The sequence below is a fragment of the Mesorhizobium sp. M0408 genome, from assembly GCF_040321495.1.
In the GTDB taxonomy this organism is placed as follows: Bacteria; Pseudomonadota; Alphaproteobacteria; order Rhizobiales; family Rhizobiaceae; genus Mesorhizobium.
Window position 1 is genome coordinate 55,647 of sequence record NZ_JAMYRO010000025.1, and the last position, 11,230, is coordinate 66,876.

The following is an 11,230-nucleotide window of genomic DNA, read 5'->3' on the forward strand; positions in this document are numbered from 1 at the left end:
AACTACTCCGGGGCATGGCAAACCGCCTCGACATTGTTGCCGTCGGGATCGAATACAAAAGCGCCATAATAGTTCGGATGGTAGTGCGCGCGCAGGCCCGGCCCGCCATTGTCCTTGCCGCCGGCGGCAATCGCCGCGGCGTGAAAGGCATCGACCTCGGCGCGGCTGCGAGCGGTGAAGGCGACATGCTGATGATCCTTCGGCTTGTCCTTGCCGGCATGCAGCCAAAACACCGGCCGGTCGCGGCCGTAGCCGCCGACCTTGGCGCCGCCGGTATATTCCTGCGGCACCATGTAGAGCAGCGAGGCGCCGAGCGGCGCCATCGCCCTGTCGTAAAAAGCCTTCGACGCGTCGAAATCCGAAACGGTGATGCCGAGATGATCGATCATCTTTTTACCTCCCAGGTGGTGATGCGTTCGCCGGTGACGGGGTCCTTGCCGTCCTTCAACTGGATGCCTTGCGTCAGCAACTCGTCGCGGATGCGGTCGGCCTCGGCCCAGTTCTTGGCGGCGATCAGCGCGAGGCGTTTGGCGATCGCCTTGGCAATGGCGTCTTCATCCACCTTGGCTGTTGCGATGTCGAAGCCGAGGAACAGAAGCGATGCCTTCAGTGAAGCGGCAGCATCGTTGTCTTCGGCGGCTGCGTTGCCGCTACCTGCGTTGAAATCAACAGCATCACCAGCCAACTGCGTCAGCAACTGGAATGCGGCGTAGGTGGCAAGGTCGTCCGACAGCGCTTCGATCACATCCGCCGGCACCGGCTTTGCCGTCGGCGGCGCCAGATCGGCCGCCCGCTTCCATTTGCGCAGCGTATTCTCCGCCTCTTCCAGCTTGCGCACGGAAAAGTCGATCGGCTCGCGATAGTGCGTCATCAGCATCGCCAGCCTGAGCACCTCGCCCGGCCATTTGCGGCCGCCAAAGGTATCCGTCTCCAGCAATTCGGTGATCGAATAGAAATTGCCCAGGCTCTTGGACATCTTCTGGCCCTCGACCTGCAGGAAACCGTTGTGCATCCAAATCTTGGCCATCGTTTCGGTGCCGTGGGCGCAACGCGATTGCGCGATCTCGTTCTCGTGGTGCGGAAAGATCAGGTCGAGACCACCGCCATGGATATCGAACACCTCGCCGAGATAGGCGGCCGACATCGCCGAGCACTCGATGTGCCAGCCCGGCCGACCCCTGCCCCACGGGCTGTCCCAGCCCGGCTCCTCGGGCGAAGACAATTTCCACAGCACGAAATCCTGCGGGTTCTTCTTGTGCTCATCGACGGCGACGCGGGCGCCGGCCTGCTGCTCATCGAGATTGCGCTTCGACAACTGCCCATAATCCGGCATGGAAGCGGTGTCGAACAAGACTTCTCCAGCCGCGACATAGGCATGGCCGCGTTCGATCAAGCGTTGAATCAAGAAGATCATGTCGACCTTGCCGTCGGGCCTGGGCTCGACGAACTCGGTGGCGCGCGGCTCGACCGTCGGTTCCAGGCAACCGAGCGCCGCAACGTCCTTGTGGAACTGACCGGCGGTCTTTTCGGTGACCCGCCTGATCGCTTCGTTCAGCGACAGCTTGCCAGAGGCAATCTCGCCGCCGAAATCGCGCAGTGCGCGGGCGTTGATCTTGTCGTCGACGTCCGTAATGTTGCGCACGTAAGTGACGTGCGCTTGCCCGTAGAGATGGCGCAGCAAACGGAACAGCACGTCGAAGACGATCACCGGCCGCGCATTGCCGATATGGGCGAAGTCGTAGACCGTCGGGCCGCAGACATACATGCGCACGTTGCGCGGATCGATCGGGAAGAAATCGTCCTTGCTCCGCGTTAGCGTATTGTAGAGGCGCAGGCTCTTCGATGCGTCAGACATACGTGCGTTCCCGGTGCGTTACTTTGGCATGATCTTTTGGGATCGTGCTCTGGATGGAGTCGGTTACGCCGAGGCGCAAATCGGGGTCCAGCCTGCTGGCCGGGGCGTTTGTCCAATCTGGGAGGAGATGAGGCGAAAACGTCCAGGACCAGCGCGAGGCTAGCCGATAATGCAAATGCCACAAATGGCGAAAGACGTTTTCATGGCCGGCTTTATCGCCTTGCCCGGTGTTGCCGTCAAGTCGCTACCTTCGCCAAAAATATCGTTGGCTCACAGGAATTGAGCCACTGAAACATTTTATTAAACAGGTCGGCACTGTGATGAAACATTCGCCGGCTAGATCAGCAAGCGTCACGATTTGGTCGGATTCGGCCAGCAAACGCAGACACGAAGACGTTACCAGGGAAGAGAACAATGCCTAAGCAAGAATCCAACCGCGCCAAGCAACCGGCGCTCGCCAGCCACTACCGGGCGATCGGCCCGGCAGCAATCGTCGCAGCTCTTCTGCACACCGCGAAGAAGAAGAAGCCGGCGCAGAAGATCGTTTCGCCGCGCGCTGCCTGAGAATGCCGTCGGGAAGGTTGAGGCGCTCACGGCGCACCCAGCAATAGTAGCTTTTGCTAAAATAAATTCATCTGACTGTCGTTCGCGCCGGACTTCTGGCGCCTGACCTTCTTAGGCTCAGGCTCGACGACGCCCTTCTCCTGAATCTCCGGCCCGGTATTGGCGACCTTGTTGACGAGGTCGGAAACCGGGATCGCTTCGAAGAAATCGGGCTGGGCGGGTCTCAGCAGATGGGCCACATCGCGCGGCTCGAGCGTGCTGCAATCCAGCCAGCGCGCGAAATCTTCGGGATGGATCACCACCGGGATGCGGTCGTGGATATGGGCAGTATCGGCATTGGCGTGGGCGGTCAGAATGGCGCCGGTGTCCATTTCCGAGCCGCCCGGCTCGGCATAGGTCTCAATCAGCCCGGCGAAGGCGACAAGCCCGCCACGCCTTGGCCGCACCCAATAGGGCTGCCCTCTTCTGCCACCGGTTTGGTGCCATTCGTAGAATCCCGAAGCCGGTACCAGGGCGCGGCGATGGCGCATGGCAGCGCGAAACGACGCCTTTTCCGAAGCCCCCTCAGAACGCGCGTTGAACAGCAGCGGGAAGTTACGCGTATCCTTGACCCAGGCCGGGATCAGGCCCCAGCGCACCAGCATCGAGCGGCGGTCGGGCAGGTTCGAGCCCGGCGCCTGCGGCAATCCGGCGAGCGCCATCAGCACCGGCTGCGTCGGCGCGATGTTGTAGCGGGCCGGAAACTCCTCAAGTTCCGCCAGGCTGAGAAAGGCGGCGGTCTGGTCCGGAGTGGCGGTCAAGGCAAAGCGTCCGCACATGAATTCAGCTCTCGAATTGGTGGCATGTGAAAGTGGCCATGGAACCCGCCTTTCGCAACCGCTAAAGCTGTTCGCCGACGGCCGGTCCACAACGGGCTATGCCAATCGAGCGATCCGAAGCCCATGGAAGCACGCAAGATCATTCCGGCAGTCTCGGTCTGCGTCGTGCGCGAGAACACGGTGCTGCTGGTCAAGCGGGCCAGGCCGCCCTCGCAAGGCCTCCATGCCTTTCCCGGCGGCAAGGTCGAAGCCGGCGAGACGCTGGAACAGGCAGCACGGCGCGAATTGCTGGAAGAGACCGGATTGCAGGCGCGCAGCTATCGGCCGCTGCGGGAAATCCACATCGACGGCAGCGGCGACGGGCATCCGGTCGACTACTGGCTGACGGTGTTTGGGGCCGATTATGCTGGCGGCGAGGCGGTGGCCAGCGACGACGCCGAGACCGCGGCTTTCTATACGCTGGCCGAAATGACAGCGATGCCGCTCGCCGATGCGGTGTTTGAAATTGCGGACGATCTACTCGGTCCCAACAAAGACGGCGGGACCTGAGCCAGAGAATCGCCTTGCAGGCGACAAATTGTTTCAGCACAAGGACTCATGAGCCGCACGTCTTCGTTTCTCGCCGCATGCCTCGCCGTCAGTGTGGTTGTCGGTGCGCGCCCGGCGATTGCCGCCGAAGCACCGTTCGAGCCCGGGCTGATGCGGCTGGCGGAAGTGCTCGGCTCGCTGCATTTCCTGCGTAATCTGTGTGGCGAGAAGGGCGATCGGTGGCGAGCCGAGATGGAAAAACTGATCGCATCGGAAAATCCGAACCCGGAGCGGCGCGCCCGCTTCATCGCCAGCTTCAACCGCGGCTACCGGTCGTTCGGCGGTACTTATACGCAATGCACCGCCTCGGCGACGGAAGCCATCAGCCGCTACATGAAGGAAGGCGAGACGCTGTCTCGCGACATCGCTTCGCGCTACGGAAACTGACGACGGCAGCTGCCGTTCCGGCAAACCGGCATCAACCGCCGGCGCTGTGGGCGGCGGACGCGTTCGACACTTCTCCGCTTGCCTCGGGTGAGGTCTTGGTGCAAACCTGATGTTGCACTTTTGCAACTATGTTAACGAAACGTTAGCGCGCGAATGTGAAATTAACTCAAACTGAAGGTTTCCGTCCCCTTGGCCGGCCTAATCGGCTAAGTTTGAATCGGATCGGACGCAGGTTTGCTGGACGCGACGGAATTTGTAGAAGACGACCAAAAAAATGTCGTATTTACAAATACTTACTGCGCCTGCGTGTAAAAGGGACAACTCAAGCTTGATCCCTGTCCAACGGATCACCGCTTGAAAGGGTGGAAATCGCAATGGAACATGGCGTCAACGACATCGACGCGCTGGTCAGGGAAGAAAAGCGCCTGACCGCCGTGGAAAGCCACAGCGAAGCCTGGGCAGAAGGATTGTCGGCCGGGATCGAGCCGGAAATCATCGCCGAGGCAGCCCTCGAAACGGCATTCGGCGAAATGCTGCGCACCAATGGCGAGACCTCGGCGCTTGCCCTGCTCGATCGCATGCGTGAAAAGGTGATTGCCGGGGCCTTCGAGCCCGAAAGACTGCGGCACTGACCCCGGTTCTTTGACGACGGCGCGCCGCCGGACATCATGTCCGGGCACATGGATGGGCTGGAACCAGGGAGTAGCAGGCGGTGAATTTTTCGATATCAGGCAAGCCGCGCGGCCTGGTCCTCAGCATTTGGCTTACTGTTTCCTGCGCCACGATTCCCCTTGCACTGTTTCTTGCGAGCAGTCCCGCTCACGCCCTCAGCGAGATCAAGCGCGAAGACCTGCCTTCGCCGGTCACGCCGCCGCCCGACGGTGACATGTCGCCGCCTGGAAGTACCGTGCCGATGCCCGGCCCGCTCGGCACGACGCCACCACCGGCCAGCCAGCCGACGCCATCCGACGAGCCGGAACAAACCGAACCGAAAGGGCCGGCCAATGATGGCGGCGTGGCCAATCCGCATGTCGATCCCGACGCGCCTGTGCCCGAAGTCGTCTACGACCTCGCCAAGTTGCCGGAACCGGTCAGGCGCATGCACGATCTGATCGTCGAGGCGTGCAAAAGCGGCGACATCGAAAAGCTTCGGCCGCTGATCGGCACGGGAGACATGATGACCCAATTGTCGCTGGGCGACATGGAGGGCGACCCGATCGCCTTCCTGAAAGGCCTTTCCGGCGACACGGAAGGCCAGGAGATCCTCGCCATCCTGGAAGAGGTGCTCAATGCCGGTTTTGTCCATGTCGATGCCGGCACGCCGCAGGATCTCTATGTCTGGCCCTATTTCTTCGCCCTGCCACTGGACAAGCTCGATGCCAGGCAGCGGGTCGAGCTGTTCAAGATCGTCACCGCCAGCGACTATGACGACATGAAGCAGTTCGGTGCCTACATTTTCTACCGCGTCGGCATCACGCCGACCGGACAATGGACGTTCTTCGTCGCCGGCGATTGAGTGGCTAAGCATGGTCTCTTGGAGACAGGAGCTTAGCCCGCCAACGCCTCGGAAAACTCCACCGCCCTACCCTGGCCCGGCGCGACGATCTCGCCTTCCCACATCACGCGCCGGCCGCGAACGATGGTGCCGACCGGCCAGCCGGTCACCTGCCTGCCGTCATAAGGCGTCCAGCCGACCTTGGAGCCTTGCTGGGCGTTGGCGATGGTCTCGCGGCGCTTCAGATCGACGATGGTCAGATCGGCATCGTAGCCGGCGGCAATACGGCCTTTCCTGGCGATGCCAAAAATACGCTGCGGGCCGTGGCTGGTCAGGTCGACAAAGCGCTGCAACGTCAGCCGGCCGGCGTTGACATGATCCAACATGATCGGCACCAAAGTCTGCACCCCGGTCATGCCGGACGGCGACGCCGGATAAGGCTTTGCCTTCTCGGCCAGCGTGTGCGGCGCATGGTCGGAGCCGAGCACATCAACGATGCCTTGCGCAACGCCGTACCAGACCCCGTCGCGATGGCGCGTGGCGCGCACCGGCGGGTTCATCTGGATCAGGGTGCCCAACTGCGCATAATCATCGGCGCTCAGCGTCAGATGATGCGGCGTCGCCTCGCAGGTCGCGACATCCTTGTGCTGTTCGAGGAAGCCTATCTCCTCGGCGGTCGAGATGTGCAGCACATGGATCCGGGCGCGGACCTGGCGCGCGATTCGCACGAGGCGCTCGGTGCAGCGCAACGCAGCGATCTCGTCGCGCCACACCGGATGTGAGGACGGATCGCCCGCGATGCGCTCGCCAAGCCGCTCGCGCAGCCGGAACTCGTCCTCGGAGTGAAAGGCGGCGCGGCGGCGTGTGTTCCTCAGGATCGAGGCAACGCCTTCGTCGTCCTCGACCAGCAGGTCGCCGGTGGACGAGCCCATGAAAACTTTTATGCCGGCCGCACCAGGCAGCCGCTCGAGATCGCCAGCGTCTTTTGCATTGTCGCGGGTCCCGCCGACCCAGAAGGCAAAGTCGCAATGCATGCGGCCGGTGGCACGCCGCACCTTGTCGGCAAGGGTTGCCTCACTGGTGGTCAGCGGATTGGTGTTCGGCATCTCGAAGACGGCGGTGACGCCGCCGAGCACCGCTGCCCGCGAGCCCGTCTCCAGATCTTCCTTGTGCTCCAGGCCCGGCTCGCGGAAATGCACCTGGCTGTCGACAACGCCCGGCAGGATGTGCAGCCCACGGCAGTCGATCGTCTCACCGGCCGACGCCTGGCGGAGGTCGCCGATGGCAGCGATGCGCCCACCATTGATGCCGATGTCGCGAAAACCCTGGCCGTCGTGATTGACCACGGTGCCGCCTGTCAGGATGAGATCGTAGATGGGGGCCATACGGATCCGGTCTCTTGCGGGGGAAGTGCCAGCGGCTTACGTAATGGCCGATAGTTTTGCAAGATCAGGCTCGTTTTCCCACCATGCCCTTTGCCTCGCTCAGAGATCGCGCACTCGTTTCCGTGTCCGGGCCGGATGCCGAGCACTTTTTACAGAACATCCTGACCACCGACCTCGACGTGCTCGGCAGCAGCGAAGCAAAGCCCGGTGCGCTGCTAACGCCGCAAGGCAAGATCCTTTTCGACTTCCTGATCTCGCGCGCCGGCGAAAATGCTTTCCGACTTGAATGCCGTACCGAGACCGCCGATGATTTCATGCGCCGGCTGACGCTCTACAAAATGCGCGCCAAAGTCGAAATTGCCAAGCTGGATCAGCCGGTTGTGGCCGTCGCATGGGGAAGCGATTCAGCCACTTCGCAATTTGAATCAGCACCGTTTGCTGATGCGCGGTTTGTCGATACTGCCGTCAAGCGCTTCTACGATGACACCGCAGATGGCGGCGACCTTGCCGCATGGCAAGCCTTTCGCATCGCCCACGGCATTGCCGAAAGCGGTGCGGACTACCAACTCGGCGACGCTTTTCCGCATGACGTGTTGCTCGACGAGATCGGCGGTGTCGGCTTCAAGAAAGGCTGCTACGTCGGCCAGGAGGTCGTCTCGCGCATGCAGCATCGCGGCACTGCCAGGCGTCGGGTGTTGATCGTCTCGGCCGAACGCACCCTGCCCACTTCGCGCGCAGAGTTGACCGTGGAGGGGCGACCGGTCGGCACGCTTGGCTCGACCGCGGCCAGGACAGGCCTTGCCATTGCCCGCATCGACCGGGTCAAGGCAGCGCTCGACGCCGGCCTGCCGATCCTGGCGGAGGACGTCGCCGTGTCGCTCGCTATCCCGTCCTGGGCGAAATTCAGCTTTCCACAGGAAGCCATCGGCGCGGAGGACGCCTGATGGCTGCCGATCGCGCCGGGGCGCCGCCGCGCGCCTGGCAGCGCATGCTGTCCGGCCGACGGCTCGATCTGCTCGATCCCTCGCCGCTCGACATCGAGATCTCCGATATTGCCCATGGCCTTGCCCGCGTCGCACGCTGGAACGGCCAGACCAGAGGCGAGCACGCCTTTTCGGTCGCCCAGCATTCGCTGCTGGTCGAAACGCTTGTCGGCGAGCTGATGCCGGATGCCGACGCCGACGCGCGGTTGGCGGCGCTGCTGCACGACGCGCCGGAATATGTCATCGGCGACATGATCTCGCCGTTCAAATCCGTGATGGGCGGCAGCTACAGGGATTGCGAGATCAGGCTGCAGCGCGCCATCCATCTGCGCTTTTCACTGCCGGCCGAACTCGACGCGGGACTGCGCAAGGAGATCAAGCGAGCGGATCAGATCGCCGCTTATTTCGAAGCAACGCTGCTTGCGGGTTTTTCGACGGCAGAGGCGACGCAGTTCTTCGGCAGGCCGCGCGGCTTCAATGCCGAGCGCTTCGACGTCACGCCGCGCTCGGTGACTTGGGCGCAGAATGCCTTTCTCAAACGCTTTGCGGCGATCGAAAAGTCGCGACGCCAGACTGCCGTTCCAGCCGGCTGAAAACGGTAAATTAACCGGCAGGGACAACAGTGCCATGGTTAACCATGGTCCATAGGCTTGCCTCATGCCCGTTGCCGGTATCAAGGCTGGTTCGTCCGTCCGCCGACGGAGGGCCAAAGGCGTTGGTCAGCCGCAACCTATTGAAGACGAGCTGCGCGAACAGAACGAGCGTTTTTCGGCAGCGGTCGAGAACATGTCGCATGGCCTGTGCATGTTCGATGCCGATGAACGGATGATCATCTGCAACAGGAACTACATCAGCATCTTTCGCCTCGACGCCGAAGTGGTGCGGCCCGGCATCCGGTTTTTCGACATCCTCCAGCACAGCGTGGATATCGGCATCGCCTCGCAAAGCGCTGAGCAACTCTATGCCATCCGCAAGCCCTATATCGACCAGGCAAAACCTTCCACCTATGAGGAAACGCTTGCAGACGGGCGTATCGTCAACATTTCGCACCGGCCGCTGGCGTCAGGCGGTTGGGTATCGATCTACGAGGACATCACCGAGCAACGGCGCGCCGAGCAGGAGTTGAAGGAGCAGCACCGCCGTTTCGACGCGGCACTTGCCAACATGTCGCAAGGCCTTTTGATGTACGATGCGGATGGCAAGCTGATCGTCCGCAACGAACGTTTCCTGGAACTTTATCATGTCAGGCCGGCCGACTTCCCGCTTGGCATGAGTCACCATGATGCGTTCAAGCGGCTGCTGGAACTGGGCATTTATACAAAGCTCGACCCCGACAGCGAAATCTCGCAAATCGAAGCCTGCCTGCGGGCGGGGAAAACACACGTAACGCATCGCCATCTCGCTGACGGCAGGACGCTGCTGGTTGCGCGCCGGCCGATGAGCGGCGGCGGCTGGGTCGCGACGTTCGACGACGTCACCGAGCGCAGGCGTGTGGAAGAGCGCATGACCCATCTTGCGCACCACGACACACTGACGAACCTGCCCAATCGCTCGATGCTTCGCGAACGGCTCGACCAAGCCCTGAGTGAGACGAGAGACGGATCGCTGGCGATATTCTCGCTCGACCTCGATCACTTCAAGGCGGTCAACGACACTTGGGGCCATCCTTCCGGCGACTGGCTGCTGAAATGCGTGGCCGAACGGCTGCAACGGTGCCTGCGCAATGAAACGGACGTTGTCTCCCGCTTCGGCGGCGACGAATTCGTCATCATCCAGTTCAATCTCAAAAGCCCGGGCGACGCGGAAAAGCTGGCCAAACGCATCGTCGAGATCATCGGAAAGCCGTTTCGCGACAAAAGACACGACATGCGTGTCGGCATCAGTCTCGGCATCGCGCTGTTTCCGAATGACGGCAAGGACGCCGACACTTTGCTGAAAAATGCCGATATGGCGCTCTATCGGGCAAAGAGCGAAGGGCGCAACCTGTACCGCTTCTTCGAACCAGCCATGGACGCGATGGTGCGGGCACGCCGGGCGCTCGAAATCGATCTCAGGGCAGCGCTGTCGCGCCGGGAATTCGAGCTGGATTTCCAGCCGATCATGAACATCGCCTCCGGCGAAATCGTCGGTGCCGAAGCCTTGATGCGCTGGCGTTCGCCGGTGCGCGGCCTGGTACGGCCGGACGACTTCATTCCGGCCGCCGAGGAGACCGGGCTGATCGTGCCGCTTGGAGAATGGGCGCTGCGAAAAGCCTGCACGACCGCGGCAGGCTGGGCGGCTTGGCGGATCGCAGTCAATGTCTCCGCTGTGCAGATCAAAAGCGGTACCTTTGCCCGCAGCGTTATCTCGGCACTGGCGTTCTCGGGCGTGCCGGCCAACCGGCTTGAACTGGAAATCACCGAAACCGTGCTGATGGACGAGAGCGATCTGGTGCTCAAGACACTCAGGCAGCTACGCGATCTGGGCGTCCGCATCGCGCTGGACGATTTCGGCACCGGCTATTCGTCGCTGGGCTACCTCAGGCGCTTTCCCGTCGACAAGATCAAGATCGATCGCTCTTTCACCCGTGACATCGACAGTCGCGATACCGCGGCGATCGTGCGCACCATCATCGGGCTTGGCGCACAGCTGGGCATCACCGTCACCGCCGAAGGTGTCGAGACCGAAGCGCAGCTTGAATTCCTGCAAAAGGAGGGTTGTGTCGAGGCCCAGGGCTATTTGATCGGGGTGCCGTCAAAGGCGTCGGACATTAATCGGCTGCTGAAGTCGAGCGCGACGATCCGGCAGTCCGGCTAAGTGCGACAGTCTCGCGGAAGCGCGGGCAACCGCCTTAGATCTCCTTGAGATGACGCTCGATCCGCGTGTTAATTCCTTGATAGGAGAAGGCGGCATTCAGGTGTGGCGAACCAGGAGGTTCCCAACGGGTCAGAGATGTCCGCTCAATGCCTCCACCATATCCTTGTTCGTCGCCACGGGAACAATCTCGAATTCGACCAGATCCGCCCATTCGATGACCCACCGCTGCAGGAGCGTGACGTCATCGGCCTCCACCAGCAGGAAGCAGCGGCTCATATCCGCTGCGATCCAGCTGTGGTGCACGAGAAGCGCGTCCGGCTTCAGGCGGCCCTGGTCGCGAAACGGCGGTAGATCTCCTT

Annotated in this window: 13 protein-coding genes; 8 read left to right on the forward strand and 5 right to left on the reverse strand. The window is 62.0% G+C overall.

The window, feature by feature from the left end:
* Window positions 1–2: 2 nt before the first annotated feature.
* Both NKI67_RS25270 and cysS read right to left on the reverse strand, forming a co-directional pair.
* Window positions 3–389: a VOC family protein gene (locus NKI67_RS25270; protein WP_352620462.1), complete on the reverse strand. Its 387-nt coding sequence runs from the start codon at window positions 387–389 to the stop codon at window positions 3–5.
* Window positions 386–1,855, reverse strand: coding sequence for a cysteine--tRNA ligase (cysS, locus tag NKI67_RS25275; protein ID WP_352637875.1), 1,470 nt, complete (start codon window positions 1,853–1,855; stop codon window positions 386–388). The genes NKI67_RS25270 and cysS overlap by 4 nt, the downstream gene beginning before the upstream one ends.
* 414 nt (window positions 1,856–2,269) lie before the next feature.
* Here cysS and NKI67_RS25280 point away from each other — a divergent pair, with 414 nt between their 5' ends.
* A complete protein-coding gene (locus NKI67_RS25280) occupies window positions 2,270–2,419 on the forward strand; it encodes a hypothetical protein (protein ID WP_023677745.1) in 150 nt (49 codons plus the stop codon).
* 56 nt (window positions 2,420–2,475) lie between these two features.
* On the opposite strand, the gene NKI67_RS25285 is transcribed toward NKI67_RS25280, so the two are convergent.
* Window positions 2,476–3,237 carry an SOS response-associated peptidase gene (locus NKI67_RS25285; RefSeq protein WP_023677746.1) on the reverse strand — a complete coding sequence of 254 codons (762 nt, stop codon included), beginning with the start codon at window positions 3,235–3,237 and terminating at the stop codon, window positions 2,476–2,478.
* 123 nt (window positions 3,238–3,360) lie between these two features.
* Between NKI67_RS25285 and NKI67_RS25290 the strand changes: the two genes are divergently transcribed.
* From NKI67_RS25290 to NKI67_RS25305, 4 genes are all read left to right on the forward strand, one after another.
* Window positions 3,361–3,786 (forward strand): NUDIX hydrolase, encoded by a 426-nt coding sequence (locus tag NKI67_RS25290; RefSeq protein ID WP_023677747.1) that lies wholly within the window; start codon window positions 3,361–3,363, stop codon window positions 3,784–3,786.
* Between the two features lie 48 nt (window positions 3,787–3,834).
* The gene (locus tag NKI67_RS25295) at window positions 3,835–4,212 is read left to right on the forward strand and encodes a TIGR02301 family protein (protein ID WP_023677748.1); all 378 of its coding nucleotides are present in this window, start codon (window positions 3,835–3,837) and stop codon (window positions 4,210–4,212) included.
* Between the two features lie 374 nt (window positions 4,213–4,586).
* Window positions 4,587–4,844 (forward strand): hypothetical protein, encoded by a 258-nt coding sequence (locus NKI67_RS25300; protein WP_023677749.1) that lies wholly within the window; start codon window positions 4,587–4,589, stop codon window positions 4,842–4,844.
* A gap of 80 nt (window positions 4,845–4,924) precedes the next feature.
* Window positions 4,925–5,728 (forward strand): hypothetical protein, encoded by an 804-nt coding sequence (locus NKI67_RS25305; protein WP_352637873.1) that lies wholly within the window; start codon window positions 4,925–4,927, stop codon window positions 5,726–5,728.
* A 32-nt stretch (window positions 5,729–5,760) separates the two neighbouring features.
* Here NKI67_RS25305 and NKI67_RS25310 read toward each other — a convergent pair whose 3' ends face one another.
* Entirely contained in the window at window positions 5,761–7,092 is a 1,332-nt protein-coding gene (locus tag NKI67_RS25310; protein WP_352647463.1) for a dihydroorotase, read from the reverse strand.
* A gap of 83 nt (window positions 7,093–7,175) precedes the next feature.
* Here NKI67_RS25310 and ygfZ point away from each other — a divergent pair, with 83 nt between their 5' ends.
* The 3 genes from ygfZ (at window position 7,176) to NKI67_RS25325 (ending at window position 10,871) form a co-directional block, all read left to right on the forward strand.
* Window positions 7,176–8,036, forward strand: coding sequence for a CAF17-like 4Fe-4S cluster assembly/insertion protein YgfZ (gene ygfZ, locus NKI67_RS25315; RefSeq protein ID WP_352647465.1), 861 nt, complete (start codon window positions 7,176–7,178; stop codon window positions 8,034–8,036).
* A complete protein-coding gene (locus NKI67_RS25320; protein WP_352647467.1) occupies window positions 8,036–8,668 on the forward strand; it encodes a YfbR-like 5'-deoxynucleotidase in 633 nt (210 codons plus the stop codon). The genes ygfZ and NKI67_RS25320 overlap by 1 nt, the downstream gene beginning before the upstream one ends.
* A 64-nt stretch (window positions 8,669–8,732) precedes the next feature.
* Window positions 8,733–10,871, forward strand: a complete 2,139-nt coding sequence (locus NKI67_RS25325; protein WP_023677754.1) for a putative bifunctional diguanylate cyclase/phosphodiesterase — start codon at window positions 8,733–8,735, stop codon at window positions 10,869–10,871.
* A gap of 129 nt (window positions 10,872–11,000) precedes the next feature.
* Here the strand turns inward: NKI67_RS25325 and NKI67_RS25330 are convergent, their stop codons facing one another.
* A complete protein-coding gene (locus NKI67_RS25330; RefSeq protein WP_245274738.1) occupies window positions 11,001–11,174 on the reverse strand; it encodes a DUF3303 domain-containing protein in 174 nt (57 codons plus the stop codon).
* Between the last annotated feature and the right edge of the window lie 56 nt (window positions 11,175–11,230).